Source organism: Streptomyces sp. NPDC048417 (assembly GCF_040651615.1).
In the GTDB taxonomy this organism is placed as follows: Bacteria; Actinomycetota; Actinomycetes; order Streptomycetales; family Streptomycetaceae; genus Streptomyces.
This window is the reverse complement of record NZ_JBEZKI010000031.1, coordinates 22,176-37,719: the sequence shown is the minus strand read 5'-3', so window position 1 is coordinate 37,719 and position 15,544 is coordinate 22,176. Positions and strand designations below refer to the sequence as shown.

At 72.9% G+C, this 15,544-nt stretch carries 18 protein-coding genes; 13 read left to right on the top strand and 5 right to left on the bottom strand.

Annotation, left to right across the window (positions count from 1 at the left end):
* The first annotated feature begins 50 nt into the window (after window positions 1–50).
* A complete protein-coding gene (locus tag AB0D59_RS38860) occupies window positions 51–668 on the top strand; it encodes a VOC family protein (protein WP_362575680.1) in 618 nt (205 codons plus the stop codon).
* A gap of 50 nt (window positions 669–718) precedes the next feature.
* On the opposite strand, the gene AB0D59_RS38855 is transcribed toward AB0D59_RS38860, so the two are convergent.
* Window positions 719–1,333: a DJ-1/PfpI family protein gene (locus AB0D59_RS38855; RefSeq protein ID WP_362575678.1), complete on the bottom strand. Its 615-nt coding sequence runs from the start codon at window positions 1,331–1,333 to the stop codon at window positions 719–721.
* Window positions 1,334–1,517: 184 nt separating this feature from the next.
* On the opposite strand from AB0D59_RS38855, the gene AB0D59_RS38850 reads away from it, so the two are divergent.
* Window positions 1,518–1,754 carry a DUF6400 family protein gene (locus AB0D59_RS38850; protein ID WP_362575677.1) on the top strand — a complete coding sequence of 79 codons (237 nt, stop codon included), beginning with the start codon at window positions 1,518–1,520 and terminating at the stop codon, window positions 1,752–1,754.
* A 25-nt stretch (window positions 1,755–1,779) separates the two neighbouring features.
* On the opposite strand, the gene AB0D59_RS38845 is transcribed toward AB0D59_RS38850, so the two are convergent.
* Complete coding sequence (locus AB0D59_RS38845) at window positions 1,780–2,742, bottom strand: zinc-binding dehydrogenase (protein WP_362575675.1); 963 nt, start codon at window positions 2,740–2,742, stop codon at window positions 1,780–1,782.
* A 97-nt stretch (window positions 2,743–2,839) separates the two neighbouring features.
* Here AB0D59_RS38845 and AB0D59_RS38840 point away from each other — a divergent pair, with 97 nt between their 5' ends.
* Both AB0D59_RS38840 and AB0D59_RS38835 read left to right on the top strand, forming a co-directional pair.
* Window positions 2,840–3,448 (top strand): helix-turn-helix domain-containing protein, encoded by a 609-nt coding sequence (locus AB0D59_RS38840; RefSeq protein WP_362575673.1) that lies wholly within the window; start codon window positions 2,840–2,842, stop codon window positions 3,446–3,448.
* An 83-nt stretch (window positions 3,449–3,531) separates the two neighbouring features.
* The gene (locus AB0D59_RS38835; protein WP_362575671.1) at window positions 3,532–3,996 is read left to right on the top strand and encodes a hypothetical protein; all 465 of its coding nucleotides are present in this window, start codon (window positions 3,532–3,534) and stop codon (window positions 3,994–3,996) included.
* Between the two features lie 51 nt (window positions 3,997–4,047).
* Here AB0D59_RS38835 and AB0D59_RS38830 read toward each other — a convergent pair whose 3' ends face one another.
* Entirely contained in the window at window positions 4,048–4,401 is a 354-nt protein-coding gene (locus AB0D59_RS38830) for a DUF805 domain-containing protein (protein WP_362575669.1), read from the bottom strand.
* Between the two features lie 181 nt (window positions 4,402–4,582).
* Between AB0D59_RS38830 and AB0D59_RS38825 the strand changes: the two genes are divergently transcribed.
* The 7 genes from AB0D59_RS38825 to obgE all read left to right on the top strand — a co-directional run bounded on the left by AB0D59_RS38825 (window position 4,583) and on the right by obgE (window position 13,464).
* The gene (locus AB0D59_RS38825) at window positions 4,583–5,434 is read left to right on the top strand and encodes a hypothetical protein (RefSeq protein WP_362575667.1); all 852 of its coding nucleotides are present in this window, start codon (window positions 4,583–4,585) and stop codon (window positions 5,432–5,434) included.
* Between the two features lie 108 nt (window positions 5,435–5,542).
* Window positions 5,543–6,307: a TIGR03936 family radical SAM-associated protein gene (locus AB0D59_RS38820; RefSeq protein ID WP_362575665.1), complete on the top strand. Its 765-nt coding sequence runs from the start codon at window positions 5,543–5,545 to the stop codon at window positions 6,305–6,307.
* Between the two features lie 276 nt (window positions 6,308–6,583).
* Window positions 6,584–10,237: an Rne/Rng family ribonuclease gene (locus AB0D59_RS38815; RefSeq protein WP_362575663.1), complete on the top strand. Its 3,654-nt coding sequence runs from the start codon at window positions 6,584–6,586 to the stop codon at window positions 10,235–10,237.
* Window position 10,238: 1 nt separating this feature from the next.
* Window positions 10,239–10,925: a hypothetical protein gene (locus AB0D59_RS38810; protein WP_362575661.1), complete on the top strand. Its 687-nt coding sequence runs from the start codon at window positions 10,239–10,241 to the stop codon at window positions 10,923–10,925.
* A 372-nt stretch (window positions 10,926–11,297) separates the two neighbouring features.
* Window positions 11,298–11,618: a 50S ribosomal protein L21 gene (rplU, locus tag AB0D59_RS38805; protein WP_030217740.1), complete on the top strand. Its 321-nt coding sequence runs from the start codon at window positions 11,298–11,300 to the stop codon at window positions 11,616–11,618.
* 14 nt (window positions 11,619–11,632) lie between these two features.
* Window positions 11,633–11,887 (top strand): 50S ribosomal protein L27, encoded by a 255-nt coding sequence (rpmA, locus tag AB0D59_RS38800; RefSeq protein WP_020940020.1) that lies wholly within the window; start codon window positions 11,633–11,635, stop codon window positions 11,885–11,887.
* 134 nt (window positions 11,888–12,021) lie between these two features.
* Entirely contained in the window at window positions 12,022–13,464 is a 1,443-nt protein-coding gene (gene obgE / locus AB0D59_RS38795; RefSeq protein ID WP_362575659.1) for a GTPase ObgE, read from the top strand.
* Between the two features lie 51 nt (window positions 13,465–13,515).
* Here obgE and AB0D59_RS38790 read toward each other — a convergent pair whose 3' ends face one another.
* Window positions 13,516–14,019 carry a hypothetical protein gene (locus AB0D59_RS38790; protein WP_362575657.1) on the bottom strand — a complete coding sequence of 168 codons (504 nt, stop codon included), beginning with the start codon at window positions 14,017–14,019 and terminating at the stop codon, window positions 13,516–13,518.
* A gap of 14 nt (window positions 14,020–14,033) precedes the next feature.
* A complete protein-coding gene (locus AB0D59_RS38785) occupies window positions 14,034–14,399 on the bottom strand; it encodes an NAD(P)H-binding protein (protein WP_362575655.1) in 366 nt (121 codons plus the stop codon).
* 144 nt (window positions 14,400–14,543) lie between these two features.
* Here AB0D59_RS38785 and AB0D59_RS38780 point away from each other — a divergent pair, with 144 nt between their 5' ends.
* Both AB0D59_RS38780 and AB0D59_RS38775 read left to right on the top strand, forming a co-directional pair.
* On the top strand, window positions 14,544–14,945 hold the full coding sequence (locus AB0D59_RS38780) for a LysR family transcriptional regulator (protein ID WP_362575653.1): 402 nt from the start codon (window positions 14,544–14,546) through the stop codon (window positions 14,943–14,945).
* Between the two features lie 169 nt (window positions 14,946–15,114).
* On the top strand, window positions 15,115–15,468 hold the full coding sequence (locus tag AB0D59_RS38775; RefSeq protein ID WP_362575828.1) for a LysR substrate-binding domain-containing protein: 354 nt from the start codon (window positions 15,115–15,117) through the stop codon (window positions 15,466–15,468).
* The last annotated feature ends 76 nt before the right edge of the window (window positions 15,469–15,544 follow it).

The window sequence follows — 15,544 nt, the reverse complement described above, 5'->3', positions numbered from 1 at the left end:
CGCGGGTGCGGCCGTCACCGGTGTCCCCTCCGAGACGGGAAGTGCGAGCCATGGACATGAAACTAGAGGTCGTCGTGGTGCCGGTGTCCGACGTGGACCGGGCCAAGGAGTTCTACACGGAGCTGGGCTGGCGGCTCGACGCGGACGTCGCCACCGACGGGGAGTTCCGGGTGGTGCAGATGACCCCACCGGGTTCCCCGGCGTCGGTCATCTTCGGCGAGTCGGTCACCGAGCAGACGCCCGGCTCGGCCCGGGGGCTGCACCTGGTCGTCGACGACATCGACACCGCCCACGACGAGCTGGCGCGGCACGGCGCCCACCCCAGCGAGGTGTTCCACGACGCCGGCGGTGTCTTCCACCACGCCGACGGCGACGCCCGGGTCCCCGGTCCCGAACCGCGGCACGGCAGCTACGGCTCCTTCCTGTCGTTCAGCGACCCGGACGGCAACGGCTGGCTCCTCCAGGAGGTCACCGAGCGGCTCCCGGGACGGCTGGATCCCGCGGCGACCTCGTTCGCCTCGGCCGGTGACCTGGCGGGCGCCCTGCGGCGGGCCGCGGCCGCACACGGCGAGCACGAGGCGCGCACCGGCGCGGAGGACCCCGACTGGCCGGACTGGTACGCGCGGTACATGGTGAGCGAGCGGGCCGGGACGCAACCGCCCACGTGACCGTGCACAAGGCCTCCGACCCGGCAGACGCGGTCCCGCCGCCCCTCCTGTCAGCGCAGTGCGGTCCCGGCCGTGGCCGTGCGGACGGCGCGCAGGGCGCGGTCGACGGTTTCCTGGTTCTCGCCGACCGGGGCCACGTAGTCGAGGACCGCGCGTGCGGCGTCCTCGCCGAGGGTCCGGGTGATCACCCACGTGGCGAGGTACTGGGACGCCAGGCAGCCACCGGCTGTGGCGATGTTCCCCTCCGCGTGGAACGGCGTGTCCAGGACGGTGACCCCGGCGGCCTCGACGAAGGGCCGGCTCTTGCGGTCCGTGCAGACGGGCATGGAGTCCAGCAGCCCGAGCCGGGCGAGCACCAGCGCGCCGGAGCACTGGGCGCCGACCAGCTGCCGGGAGGGGTCGAGCCGCAGCCGGGAGATCAGCCGGTCGTCGGCGACCACCTCCCGTGCCTTCACCCCGCTGCCGACCAGGACCACGTCCGCTTCGGTCACGAACTCCATCGGGCGCTGCCCGGTCACCTCGACGCCGTTCATCGACGTGACCACCGGCGCCGGTGTCGTGATGAAGGCCTCCAGGCCGTCCTTCCGGCACCGGTTGATCAGCGCGGCGGCGATGAAGCTGTCGAGTTCGTTGAATCCGTCGAAGGTGAGCACGGCTACCTGCATGGCGTCTCCTCGAAACACGGCGGGGGGTGCGATTTTGTCAGGATGCCGGGACCGGGTCGCGGGCCAATCCGCGGCCGGTGGCCGTTCGCGGTCACCGTACAGCGTCCCGCGGCGCCGATGACCTGCTGTGATGTGTCCCACGGGCTCTTGTCGCGGACCGGTTCGCCTGCCTAAATTCGGTCATATGTCCAGTTCTGATGCCTCCCTTCCCGCCGAACCGGTCGACTTCGCCGTCGATCTCACCGGGCACGAGATGACCCGGCGCGCCCACGTCATGGAGGCGCTCGGCGACGCCTGGGACCCCGTCGAGACGGCGCGGGGCGAGGAGGAGGCGTACGACATGCTGTACTCCGGGCTCGACGAGGAACAGCAGCGGCTGTACGACTCGCTCGTCGCGGCCGGGGTGCTGCCCCGACGCTGATTCCCGTCCCCGGGACACCGTGGCGCTACGGCGTCAGCACGATCCGGCCGAACACCTCCCCGGCGGCCATCTTCCGGTGCGCCAGCACGGCCTCGGCCAACGGCAGCGACTCGTGCACCACCGTCTCCAGCTCGCCGCGGCCCGCGGCGGCGAACTGGCCGGTCCTGACCGCGCGCCGGTCGGTCGCGGGCACGGTGTCTGCGCTGAAGGTCGCGAACGACAGGGACCTGCGGAACGCCGCGACCATGCTCATGCCGAAGTCGGCCGGCGGCGGTCCGGCGACCATGCCGACGGCCACCAGACGGCCGTTCGGACCGAGCCTGCCGAAGAACGACGGCAGGTCCGCACCGGCCACGATGTCGATGATCACGTCATAGCCGGCCGGCGAGTCCCCGCCGCCCTCTCCGGAGCGGTCCAGCACATGGGTCGCGCCGAGCGCGCGCAGCCGTTCGCCGCGCCCGGCCGACGACGTCGTCACCGCGACCGCCGCGGCACCGCTTTGGGCCGCGAGCTGGATCGCCGCGATCCCGATGCTCCCGGCCGCGCCCCGCACCAGCACCGACTCGCCGGGCCTGAAACGGGCCCGGTCGAGCGCGAAGTGGGCCACCACTCCGGAGCTCCCGAGGGTCACCGCGTCGGCGGCGGACAGGTCCGCGGGGAGGGCGAGGACCTCCTCGACCGCGGCGATCGCCTGTTCCACATAGCCGCCGCCGGTGCCCGTGAACGCCCAGACCCGGCGGCCGAGCCACGCCGTGTCGACGCCCTCGCCGACGGCGCTCACCGTGCCCGCCACCTCGCTGCCGGGAACATGGCCCTCCCGGAAGCCGTAGCCCGCGAGCACACCGCTGCGGATCAGGGTGTCGACGCCGCCGACCCCGATCGCCTCGGTGGTGATCAGCACCTGTCCGCCGGCCGGAACCGGCGCCGGGAGATCGACGACCGCCAGGCCCTTGGGGCCGCCGAACCTCCGGATCGTCACTGCTTTCACATGGGCCTCCTGCGTACGGGATGGAGCGGAGCCGTGGTGGTCCGCTGCTCCCGGACGCTAAGGGGCACCCTGCCCCGGCTTGGCTAATGTGAGAGCGGTGACCGACCGTTTGTCTCACTCACTGCGTTCCGACGCCCGGGACAACCGCGCACGCGTGCTCGACGCGGCCCGCGCGCTCTTCGCCACCGAGGGGCTGAACGTGCCGATGCGCACGATCGCCCGGCGCGCCGGGGTCGGCCCCGCCACCCTGTACCGCCGGTTCCCGACCAAGCAGACCCTGGTCACCGAGGTCTTCCGGGACCAGGCGCGGGCCTGTCACGCCATCGTCGACGAGGGGCTCGCCGATCCGGACCCGTGGCACGGCTTCCGTCTCGTGATCGAGAAGATCTGCGAACTGCACGCGCACGACCGCGGTTTCACCGAGGCCTTCAGGTCGGCCTTCCCCGACGCGACGGACTTCGCCGCGGACCGCGCCGCCACACTGAGGTCGGTCGCCGGGCTGGCCGACCGCGCCAAGGGCACCGGACGGCTGCGCCCCGACTTCGTCATGGACGACCTGGTCCTCATGCTCATGGCCCAGCGGGGCATCCGCACCGCGTCGCCGGCCGGCCGGGTCGCGGCCTCCCGGCGCTTCGCCACGCTGGTGATCCAGGCCTTCCAGGACCCGCCGGCTCCCACGCCTTCGCGGTCGGCGGCGAAACCGTGACACGACCGCCATGGAAGGCGCACCGGTCCGGCCGCACAATCGGGAAGAGCGAAGACCGCTGAGACACGGGGGAGTTGGCGGGCATGGAACTGGAACTGGGCTACGACCTGCTGGGCAGCAGGCTCCGCTCCATCGGGGACGTCCCCCTCACCTACGGCCGGTGGGGCGGCAGGCCCCACGCGCTCGGACCGCATCCGCTGGAGTACGACATGCTCGGCAGCCGGCTGCGGTGGATCGGCGACATCGAGATCGGGTACGGCCGCCTCGGCAGCGTCCCGAGGACTTTCGGGACCTGGGACGTCGACTGCGCCGCCTGGTCCGGGATCCCGCGCCGCATCGGGCCGTACCCCGTGGAACACCCCAGGTTCAGCGGCCGGGCGAGGGCGATCGGCCCGCTCGCCCTGTCCTACGACGCCCTCGGCACCCGCCCCCGCCGCATCACCCTCCCCAAGGACCTGGGCGCCCTCCCCGACGACCTCCTGCGTGTGCTCTTCCTGGTCCTGCACCTGCAGGCCGAGCGCAACAAGAGAGCGTCCGCCGCCTCGTAGACGGCCGAAGGCCCGCCGGATCCGTCCGGCGGGCCTTCGGGCGATGACAGCTCAGACGGCGGCCGAGTACTTCGGGTTGTCGCCGTACTGGTTCTGCTCCGGCTTGCCCTCGGAGGCGAGCCAGACCAGCACGATGATCCAGCCGACCAGCGGGATGATGCTGACCAGGACCGCCCAGCCCGAACGGCCGGTGTCGTGCAGCCGGCGGACCGCGACGCCCAGGCCGGGCAGGAGGACCGCCAGGCTGTAGATCGCGCCGAGGGCGGCGAACCCGATGACCCGCCCGACGATCGCCAGCACGATGCTGATGATCAGGTTGAACAGGAAGAACATCCAGTATTCCTGCCGGCGCGCGCGGCCGCTGAACACCGCGTACTTCTTCAGTACGTCCACGTACCAGTTCATTGCTCGTCCCCCAAGGACCCAAGAAAGGTTCAAGATTTGGCTGGCGCCCAGCAAATCAAGCCGTAGTGGCCGGATCCATCCAGATTGGCGTGTGCGGGTCAACCGTTACCGTGTCGCCGCCGATCGGTGATCAAGGGTCGCCGATCGCATCCGCGCGGCACGCGATAGCGTCTCTGTGGCCATGGACATGCAGAAACAGCCGCAACGGCAACCGCAGCCACATTCGCAGACGCAGCACCCCGAGGGGTGTCTCGTCGTCGCGATCAGGATCCCCGTCCGTGTCTTCGTGTTCCTGGTGGTCCTGCCGATACGGCTGCTCTGGGACGCCTTCGCCGCCGTCGCAAGGTTCCTGTGGCGGTACCTCGTCGTCCCCCCCGCGCGATTCCTGCGGCGGTACGTCCTCACCCCCGTCGGCCACGCCGTCGCCTGGCTCCTCCACGTCCTCCTCGTCGTCCCGCTGACCTGGCTGTACCGCTACCTGCTCACCCCTGTCGGCCACGCCCTTGGACGGCTCTACGCGCGCGTGCTCACCCCGATCGGCCACGCGGTGCTCCGGCTCCTCACGCCCGTCGCCCAAGCCGTCGCCTGGGTGTTCGAGCAGCTCGCCACCGCCCTGTACTGGATCGCACGCGTGCTCCTCGTGCTGCCCGCCGTCGCCCTGTGGCGCTGGATCCTCACCCCCGTCGGCCACGTCCTCGCCATCGTCCTGAAGGAGATCCGGGACGCCCTCGGCCACGCCTGGCGGGCCGCCGGACACGTCGCACGCGCCGTCGGACGGATCCTCGGGACCCTCTTCCGGTGGATCTTCCTGGAGCCGGTGCGCTGGCTCTACCGCACCGTCCTCACCCCGGTCGGACACGTCGTACGCGACCTCGTGCTGCGCCCCGCCGCCCAGGTCGCACGGGCCGTCGGACGCGCCGTCCGGCAGGCCCGCGCCGACCTGCGACGCGCCCTGTTCGGCGAGCCGGCCCGCCCGCCGGCCGTGGACCGGCGGGAACCTGCCGGCCGCGACACACGTACTCTTGATGGATAGCAGTACACGGCAGCACGGCCCCCGCGGTACGACTGCTCTCACCAGAACCACGAAGGACTGACGACACTGGGCAAGCGACAGCCCGAAGGCCCGCCGCCCGCACCGGCGGTGCAGCGCATCCGACTGCGCTACACCAAGCGCGGCCGCCTCCGGTTCACCAGCCACCGAGACTTCCAGCGCGCCTTTGAGCGTGCGCTGCGCCGCGCCGAGGTGCCGATGGCCTACTCGGCGGGGTTCACACCGCACCCGAAGGTGTCGTACGCCAATGCCGCACCCACCGGCACCGGCAGCGAGGCCGAGTACCTGGAGATCGCGCTCACCGCGGTCCGCGACCCGGAGCGACTGCGCGTCCTCCTCGACGAGTCCCTGCCCACCGGGCTCGACATCGTCGACGCGGTCGAGGCCCGCACGTCCGGACTGGCCGACCGGCTCACCGCCTCCGTGTGGGAGCTGCGACTGGCCGGCCAGGACCCGGAGCAGGCCGCACAGGCCGTCGCCGCGTTCAACGCGGCCGACGCCGTCGAGGTCCAGCGCATGACCAAGAACGGCGTACGGACCTTCGACGCCCGCCCCGCGGTCGTACAACTTGAAACGCACAATGAAACGGCTGATAGGCCGAGCGACCAGCCCTGTGCGATACTGCGGCTGGTTGTTCGGCACGTGACGCCTGCCGTACGACCCGACGACGTCCTGTCCGGTCTCCGCGCCGTGGCCGACCTGGCGCCGCCGGTCCCCGCAGCGGTGACCAGGCTGGCGCAGGGGCTGCTCGATGAAGAGACCGGCACGGTGACCGACCCGCTCGCGCCCGACCGCGAGGCAGTGGAGGCCCTCTCGAAGGCCGAACCCGCTGCCGCCGCGACAGCGCCGGCGTAAGGAAGGTCCCGCGAAGGACGGACGTCGTAGCGCAGCCCTCGTACTCGGGAGCCACCTGGGTCGGGCAGCGCACCGACCAGAAGACTTTCGCCAGGCCGTCCGCGACAAGGCGTACGGAACCGGCGAGACAGGACACAGAGAGCTCCTGTGCGGCGCCCGCGCCCCACACGGCGGCACCGCGCATCGCGCGAGCCGTGGACGTCACCGGCGGTCGCTCGAAGCGAACGCCGCCGGACCAGGCGCGGCGCCCGGGAGCCTGACGGGAGAACCGCCCGCATGCTCGAACCGACCGAGCCCATCGAGGGCTCCGAACCGAACACCCCGAGCGACACCCTGCCGCCGCGCAGGCGTCGCCGTGCCGCGTCCCGCCCCGCGGGACCGCCTGCCGCGAACGCGGCGGGCGAGGCCGTGGCCGAGATCACCACGCCGGCCACACCGGCCGCCGAGTCGTTCCCCTCCGAGCCCGCAGAGGCTGACGAGGAGACGGCAGCCGACGAGAGGGAAGAGACCCTTGTGACCTCTGAGGCGGCCGAGACCGCCGAGGAGGCCGTGCCGGCCACGCGTACCCGCCGCCGGGCCACCCGCCGGGCGTCGGCACCCGCCGGTGCCCCGACGGGAGCCGAGGCCGTCGAGACGGCCGAGACCGTGCTTCCCGCGACCGCCACCGAGCCTGCCGAGGCCACGCCTGTTGTGGCCGAGGCCGTCGAGACCGCCGTACAGAGCGACGAGGAGGCCGCGCCGCGCCGGACGCGTCGGCGTGCCACGCGTCGCGTCTCCGCGCCCACCGAGGCGACCGAGCAGGAAGAGGCTGCCGAGGCTTCCGCGGTTTCCGAGACCGCTGCGGCCGCCGAGGCTGCTCCGGCCGCTGAGGCCGCTGAGGCCGCTGAGGCCGCTGAGGCCGGCGAAGAGACCGTGCCCGCGCCGCGTACCCGCCGGAGGGCGACCCGTCGGGCGTCCGCGCCCACCGGTGCCCCGGTGACCGCCGAGACCGCCGCGGAAACCGCACCCACGGCCGCCGCCGCGGAAACCGCACCCACGGCCGCCGTCGCGGATACCGCCGAGGCCGTCGAGGCCGTCGCCGAGCCCGCGCCCGCCGCCGAGACCCACGGAGGCACCCCCGCCCCCGAGGCGGAGCCCACCGAGCCCGCGCCGCGTACCCGCCGCCGTGCCACCCGCCGGGTCGCCGCGCCCGCCGGTGCGCCCGAGGCCGTCGCCGAGGCCCCCGCCGCGGCTCAGCCGCAGGCCGTCGAGGCCCCGGCCGTCACCTCCACCACCGAGGCCCCCGCCGTCGAGGAGCCGGGGACCGAGTCCCCGCGGCGTCGGCGCCGCGTCGTGCGGCAGGCCGCCATCGGGTTCTCCGAGCCCGCCGCCGCGGCCACGCCCGCCGAGGACGAGTCGCAGCGCCGCCCCGCCCGGCCCGCTGTCGCCGTGTTCCAGGCGCCGGTGTTCACCGAGCCGAAGTTCCAGACCCCGGAGCGGGCCGCCGCCGAAGCGGCCGCCGAGGCCGCCGGCGCGGAGGAGCCCGAGGACCTCGCCCCCTACCAGCCGGAGCCGGCCCAGCAGGCCCAGCAGGCCGAGCCGGTCGAGCAGGCCGAGACCGGTTCGCGCCGCCGGCGCCGGCGCCGGGGCGCCCCCGAGGAGACCCCGGTCGCCCGGCCCGCCGCCGAGGACGAGACCGAGGAGCCGGAGGAGCCCGCCGAGGACGTCGAGGACGCCGCCGACGGTGAGGACGAGGCCGAGGAGGCCGGTTCCCGCCGCCGTCGCCGCCGCGGTGGCCGTCGCCGCCGCCGTGGTGACGCCGGTGACGGCGAGGGCGGCGACGCGGACAGCGACGAGCTGGCCGCCGAGCAGAGCGAGCGGGCCGACGAGGACGCCGCGGACGCCGCCGAGCAGGAGGAAGAGGACGACGAGGACGCCCACGACGAGGCGGGCGGCTCCTCCAGCAGCCGTCGCCGCCGTCGCCGCCGGCGTCGCGCCGGGGACACCTCCGCCGACAGCGAGCCCGGTGAGAACGACCCGGAGCGCACGGTCGTCAAGGTCCGCGAGCCCCGCAAGCAGTCCGAGCCGTCCGACGAGGTGCAGTCCATCAAGGGCTCGACCCGCCTGGAGGCCAAGAAGCAGCGCCGCCGCGAAGGCCGCGAGCAGGGCCGCCGACGTGTCCCGATCATCACCGAGGCCGAGTTCCTCGCCCGCCGCGAGGCCGTCGAGCGCGTGATGGTGGTACGCCAGTACGGCGACCGCACCCAGATCGGCGTCCTGGAGGACGGCGTGCTCGTCGAGCACTACGTCAACAAGGAGCAGGCCACCTCGTACGTCGGCAACGTCTACCTGGGCAAGGTCCAGAACGTGCTGCCCTCGATGGAGGCCGCCTTCATCGACATCGGCAAGGGCCGCAACGCCGTCCTGTACGCCGGTGAGGTCAACTTCGAGGCGCTCGGCATGGCCAACGGGCCGCGCCGTATCGAGGCCGCCCTCAAGTCCGGTCAGTCCGTGCTCGTCCAGGTGACGAAGGACCCGATCGGCCACAAGGGCGCCCGTCTGACCAGCCAGGTCTCCCTCCCGGGCCGCTACCTCGTGTACGTCCCCGAGGGCTCGATGACCGGCATCAGCCGCAAGCTGCCCGACACCGAGCGGGCCCGGCTGAAGACCATCCTCAAGAAGATCGTCCCCGAGGACGCGGGTGTCATCGTGCGCACCGCCGCCGAGGGCGCGAGCGAGGACGAGCTGCGCCGCGACGTCGAACGGCTCCAGTCGCAGTGGGAGGAGATCCAGAAGAAGTCGAAGAACGGCGGCAGCTCGAACGCACCGACGCTGCTGTACGGCGAGCCGGACATGACCGTCCGGGTCGTCCGCGACATCTTCAACGAGGACTTCTCCAAGGTCGTCGTCAGCGGTGACGAGGCCTGGGAGACCGTCCACGGCTATGTCTCGCACGTCGCCCCCGACCTCGCGGGCCGGCTGTCGAAGTGGACCTCCGAGGTCGACGTCTTCGCCACCTACCGGATCGACGAGCAGCTCGCCAAGGCCCTGGACCGCAAGGTCTGGCTGCCCAGCGGCGGTTCGCTGGTGATCGACCGGACCGAGGCGATGGTCGTCATCGACGTCAACACCGGCAAGTTCACCGGCCAGGGCGGCAACCTGGAGGAGACGGTCACCAGGAACAACCTGGAGGCGGCCGAGGAGATCGTCCGCCAGCTGCGGCTGCGCGACCTCGGCGGCATCATCGTCATCGACTTCATCGACATGGTCCTGGAGTCCAACCGGGACCTGGTGCTGCGCCGCCTGCTCGAATGCCTCGGGCGGGACCGTACGAAGCACCAGGTGGCCGAGGTGACCTCGCTGGGGCTCGTCCAGATGACCCGCAAGCGGGTCGGGCAGGGCCTGCTGGAGTCCTTCTCCGAGACCTGCGTGCACTGCAACGGCCGAGGTGTCATCGTCCACATGGAGCAGCCCAGCTCCGGCGGCGGTGGCGGCGGTAAGCGCAAGAAGCGCGGGCGCGGCGGAGACGGGCACGAGCACGACCACGAAGTGCACGAGACGCACGAGGTCGTGGCCGATGGGGCCGTGGAGCACGCCGAGGCCGTCCACGCGGTCGAGACGGCGGCGGAGGTCGCGGCCGAGGCCGCCTCGCCCGTCGCGCTGCCCGCCCCCGACTTCGCGCCGGACGAGGAGCTGTACAGCAGCGTCGCCGAGGCGGAGGCCGCGGCCGGCCGCGGCCGGTGCCGCCGCCGCGCGCGCCGCCCGGCGGGCGGGGGGGGGCGGGGGGGGGGCGGGGGGGGGCGCGGGGGGCGGGGGGGGGGGCGGGCCCGCGCCGGCCGCGGCCCCACCCCCCCGCCGGGCGAGCCGCCGGGCCTCGGCTCCGGCCGGTGCGCCCAGGGAGCGTGCGGGCCGGAGCCGAGGCGCGGAGGCCGCCGCGGAGGCGGAGCGTGAGGTGCTGCCGGAGCCGGCCGCCGAGGCGCACGCCGAGCCGGTCGCCGTGGAGGACCCGGTCGTCCAGGCCCCCGAGGCGCCGGAGGCCCCGGCAGCCGAGGAGGCCGTGTCCAAGGGCCGTACCCGTCGCCGGGCCACCCGGAAGGTGTCGGCGCCCGCCGGTTCCCCGGCAGGGTCCGAGACGGCCGTGGTGACCGTCGTCGCCGAGACCGCCCCGGCGGCCGAAGCGGCGGTGGAGCCGGTGGTCGAACCTGCCGCGGAGCCGGTGGCCGAGCCCGCTGCGGAGCCCGAGGCGGCGGCGCCCGCCGAGAGCGCCGCCCCGGCCCGTCCGCGCCGCCGCGCGGTGCGCAAGGCCACCGCGCCGACCGCGTCGCAGGAGGCGGCCGTCGTGGTCGTACCGTCGACGGAGGCCGCCGAGCGGCCGGAGGCTCCTGCTGCGGGGGCGCCGGTCGCGGACGAGACCGCCGCGGAGGGCGTCGAGGAGGCCGCTCCGGCCAAGAAGACGGCCCGTAAGACGGCTGCCAAGAAGACCGCCGCGAAGAAGACGGCCGCGAAGAAGACCGCGGCCAAGAAGACGGCGGCGAAGAAGACGACGGCCAAGAAGGCGGCCAAGACCGCCAAGACGGCCGCCGCCAAGTCGACGGCGAAGAAGACCACCACGGTCACCACCGCCTCCGACGAGGGCTGACGCCCGGGTGCGGGACCGGTCCGTGCGGCCGGTCCCGCACTCTGCGGGGTGGCTCCTGGTGGCCGGTCCCGCACCCTGTGGGGCCTGCCCGGGGTGGCCGGTCCCGCACCCTGTGGGGCCTGCCCAGGGCGGCCGGTCCCGCACTCCGTGGGGCCTGTTCCGAGTGACCGGCCCCACACCCCCCGGGGCCCGGTTTGACCCCCTCGGCCACCGCCCCGTAACCTTGACCGTCGGCGTGTCCATGGATATGAGGACGTGCCACATCCCCGTAAACCTCTTCCTCCGGAGCACACGGTGTTCTGGAGAGGCCGCCCGCGTGCCGGACGGCTGGACTGCGGGGGTGCCGGTTCCGAGCGAGAGAGTGAGATCCGCGTGTACGCCATCGTGCGCAGCGGTGGTCGCCAGCACAAGGTTGCTGTCGGCGACATCGTTGAGGTTGACAAGATTTCCACTGCCAAGGTTGGCGACACGGTCGAGCTCTCGACCCTGCTCGTTGTCGACGGCGAGGCCGTGACCAGCGACCCGTGGGTGCTGGCCGGAATCAAGGTCCAGGCCGAGGTCGTGGACCACCACAAGGGCCAGAAGATCGACATTCTGCGCTACAAGAACAAGACCGGTTACCGCCGTCGCCAGGGCCACCGCCAGCAGTACACGGCGATCAAGGTCACTGAGATCCCCGCGGCTGCGAAGTAAGGGACTGAGGAGAGATGGCACACAAGAAGGGCGCATCGTCCACCCGTAACGGTCGTGACTCCAACGCTCAGCGCCTCGGCGTGAAGCGCTTCGGCGGTCAGGTCGTCAACGCGGGCGAGATCCTGGTCCGCCAGCGCGGCACCCACTTCCACCCCGGTGCCGGCGTCGGCCGCGGCGGCGACGACACGCTGTTCGCGCTGCAGCCCGGTGCGGTGGAGTTCGGCACCCACCGTGGCCGCAAGGTCGTGAACATCGTTCCGGTCGCCTGAGTCCTGGTCTTCTGACTGGACGGCTCAGACCGAACGATTCGCGAGGCGGACCTCACTTCCCGATCGGGAAGGCGGGTCCGCCTTTCGCGTGTTGACATAGGCATCACCCCGTAAGTAACTGGAGGCACCCCACCATGACCACCTTCGTGGACCGCGTCGAGCTGCACGTCGCCGCGGGTAACGGAGGCCACGGCTGCGCCTCCGTACACCGGGAGAAGTTCAAGCCGCTCGGCGGCCCCGACGGCGGCAACGGCGGCCGCGGCGGCGACGTCATCCTGACCGTCGACCAGTCCGTGACGACCCTCCTCGACTACCACCACTCGCCGCACCGCAAGGCCACCAACGGCAAGCCCGGCGAGGGCGGCAACCGGGCCGGCAAGGACGGCCAGGACCTCGTCCTGCCGGTGCCCGACGGCACCGTGGTGCTGGACGGGGCGGGCAACGTCCTCGCCGACCTCGTCGGCCACGGCACCTCCTACATCGCCGCCCAGGGCGGCCGCGGCGGCCTCGGCAACGCGGCCCTCGCCAGCGCCCGCCGCAAGGCCCCCGGCTTCGCCCTGCTCGGCGTGCCCGGCGACCTCGGGGACATCGTCCTGGAGCTGAAGACCGTCGCCGACGTGGCCCTGGTCGGCTACCCCAGCGCCGGCAAGTCCTCGCTGATCTCGGTGCTGTCGGCCGCCAAGCCGAAGATCGCCGACTACCCGTTCACCACCCTGGTCCCCAACCTCGGTGTGGTGACGGCGGGTTCGACCGTCTACACCATCGCCGACGTCCCCGGACTCATCCCCGGCGCCAGCCAGGGCAAGGGCCTCGGCCTGGAGTTCCTGCGGCACGTCGAGCGGTGCAGCGTCCTCGTGCACGTCCTGGACACCGCCACCCTGGAGTCCGACCGCGACCCCGTCTCCGACCTCGACATCATCGAGGAGGAGCTCAGGCAGTACGGCGGCCTCGACAACCGGCCCCGGATCGTCGTCCTCAACAAGACCGACATCCCCGACGGCAAGGACCTCGCCGAGCTGGTCCGCCCCGACCTGGAGGCCCGCGGCTACCGCGTCTTCGAGGTGTCGGCGGTCGCCCACCTCGGCCTGCGCGAGCTGTCGTTCGCGCTCGGTGAGCTGATCGCCCAGTCCCGCGCCGCCAAGCCCAAGGAGGAGGCGACCCGGATCGTCATCCGGCCCAAGGCCGTGGACGACGCCGGCTTCACCGTCACCCAGGAGGACGACCGCCTCTTCCGGGTACGCGGCGAGAAGCCCGAACGCTGGGTCCGGCAGACCGACTTCAACAACGACGAGGCCGTCGGCTACCTCGCCGACCGCCTCAACCGCCTCGGTGTGGAGCAGGAGCTGATGAAGGCGGGCGCCCGCAGCGGCGACGGCGTCGCCATCGGCCCCGAGGACAACGCCGTCGTCTTCGACTGGGAGCCGTCCATGATGTCCGGCGCCGAGATGCTCGGCCGCCGCGGCGAGGACCACCGCTTCGAGGAACCGCGCCCCGCCGCGCAGCGCCGCCGCGACCGCGAGGCGGAGCGCGACGAGTCGCTGCGCGAGTACGGCGACTTCGACCCGTTCGAGGAGTGACGGGGGAGGGGGCGCGGGCCTGGACGGCTGCGCCCGGGTGCCTGTGGGTGCTCAGCCCGTCACGGCCGGCCTGAGCACCTCCTCGCACCACTGCCGGAACGTCGTCGGCGTCGTCGACCCGGCGGTGCGCGGCTCGGCGTTGTCCAGGCCCCTGTTCTTCGCCCCGAACATGTCGACCAGCCCCTGCGCCATCCCCTCGCTCATCCCGAAACCGGTCATGCGCTCCTTGAACGCCGCGCCGGTGATCTGCCGGTAGCCGACCTCGGTGCCGAGCACCTCGGAGACGATCCGGGCCATGTCGTTCGGCGACAGACCCTCGGGACCGAGGCAGGCGACCTCGCCCGACCTCGTCCAGGTGCCGTCGAGCAGCAGTCGTACGGCGGTCGCGGCGATGTCCCGGGCGGCCACGGCCGGAGCCTTCAGATCCGGGTCGGCCATCATGGAGAACACGCCCTGCTCCCTGATCGACCCGACGTGGTTGAGCAGGTTGTGCAAGAAGGACGGGCAGGCCACCGCCCTGAAGTTCACGCCGGACGCGGCGATCAGGTCACACATCGCCCGCGACGAGGTCACCGCACCGGCGTGCTCCGCGAGCCGCGTGCCACGGCCCAGCGCCGTGACGGTGACGACCCGCCGGACGCCGTACCGGGCGAACGCCCGCGCCGCGGGAGGGTGAAGTCGACATAGGCGGCGTCGGTGCTCGGCGCGTCCCCGTCGTCCGGCGCCAGCCAGAAGACCGCCTCGGCGTCCGCACAGGCCCGGTCGACCACGGCCTCGTCACCGTGCGAGCCCTCGACGATCTCGGCCCGCTCCCGGACCCCGGGGGCCAGCCGCGAGGCGTCCCGGGTGACCAGGCGCGGCTTCTCCCCGCGGGTGAGCAGGTCGTCGACGATCAGACGTCCGATGGTGCTGGTGGGTGCGGTGATGACGTACACGTGCGTGCCTTTCTGTCGGGCCGGTCCACCGGGGTCGGTCTCGCCGGCGACGACCACTCTCCGCGGCCCACCGTCCCGCGACCATGCAAAGATGAGCAGCGAACCCTTGCCGCAGACGCAAAGACGCAGCTCAGGAGGGTGAATTTGATCGATCTCAACCTGCTGCGCGTACTGGACGCCCTCCTCCAGGAGAACAGCGTGACCCGGGCCGCCGAACGGCTCGGCACCTCACCCGCCGCCATCAGCCGCACCCTCGCCCGGCTGCGCCGAGCCGTCGGCGACCCCCTCCTGGTACGCGCCGGACAGGGCCTGGTCCCCACCCCGCGCGCCCTCGAACTCCGCGACCAGGTGGCCGAGTTGCTGCGCGGCTGCGACGACGTCCTGCGGCCGGGCGCCGGCTTCGACCCCGTCCACCTCCAGCGCACCTTCACCGTGCAGAGCACCGAACTGCTCCTCGTGAGCCTCGCCGGCACCCTCACCGACCACGTTCACGCACAGGCCCCGCACGTGGACGTCGTCTTCGTACCGGAGGCACTGGAGGGCTGACCCGCGCTGCGGAAGGGCCTGGTCGACGTCGAACTGGGCGTCCTCGGCCACCTGGACCCCGAGATCCGCACCCGCCGGCTCACCCGCAAGACCCTGGTCGGCGTCGCCCGCGCCGGACACCCGCTCCTCCAGGGGCGGCACCGCCCGCCGCTTCGCCGCCGCCGCTCACATCGGCATCTCCCGGCACGGCAGACGCCTCGGCCCCATCGACCGCGCCCTCGACGGACTCGGCCTCCAGCGCCGTATCGCCGTCGTCGTCCCCAGCCACACCAGCGCGATGATGCTCGCCCGTACCACCGACCTCGTCGCACTCACCGTCGCCGACTGGCTCGACGACACCATCGAGGCGCTGGGCCTGCGCACCTTCCCGATCCCGCTCGACCTGGCACCCCTCGACTTCGGCATGGCCTGGCACCCACGCAACTCGGCCGACCCGGGCCACCGCTGGTTCCGCGACCGGCTGGGGGCGGCGGTCACGGCTGCCACACAGGCCGGTTCACACCACGGCCGACGCGACTGCTGAACCACCCTCAGATCCGGGACCTCAGTGGTCTGTTCCTCTGGCACCGGGGGCGCCCGTTGTCTGCCTAGTTGTCATG

Bases quoted from the DNA above. Each gene is read 5' to 3' on its own strand.
- AB0D59_RS38815 (WP_362575663.1), top strand. From the start codon at position 6,584: ATGCTCGAACCGACCGAGCCCATCGAGGGCTCCGAACCGAACACCCCG.
- AB0D59_RS38825 (WP_362575667.1), top strand. From the start codon at position 4,583: ATGGACATGCAGAAACAGCCGCAACGGCAACCGCAGCCACATTCGCAG.
- obgE (WP_362575659.1), top strand. From the start codon at position 12,022: ATGACCACCTTCGTGGACCGCGTCGAGCTGCACGTCGCCGCGGGTAAC.
- AB0D59_RS38790 (WP_362575657.1), bottom strand. From the start codon at position 14,019: ATGTGTGACCTGATCGCCGCGTCCGGCGTGAACTTCAGGGCGGTGGCC.
- AB0D59_RS38860 (WP_362575680.1), top strand. From the start codon at position 51: ATGGACATGAAACTAGAGGTCGTCGTGGTGCCGGTGTCCGACGTGGAC.
- rpmA (WP_020940020.1), top strand. From the start codon at position 11,633: ATGGCACACAAGAAGGGCGCATCGTCCACCCGTAACGGTCGTGACTCC.
- AB0D59_RS38850 (WP_362575677.1), top strand. From the start codon at position 1,518: ATGTCCAGTTCTGATGCCTCCCTTCCCGCCGAACCGGTCGACTTCGCC.
- AB0D59_RS38855 (WP_362575678.1), bottom strand. From the start codon at position 1,333: ATGCAGGTAGCCGTGCTCACCTTCGACGGATTCAACGAACTCGACAGC.
- AB0D59_RS38835 (WP_362575671.1), top strand. From the start codon at position 3,532: ATGGAACTGGAACTGGGCTACGACCTGCTGGGCAGCAGGCTCCGCTCC.
- AB0D59_RS38830 (WP_362575669.1), bottom strand. From the start codon at position 4,401: ATGAACTGGTACGTGGACGTACTGAAGAAGTACGCGGTGTTCAGCGGC.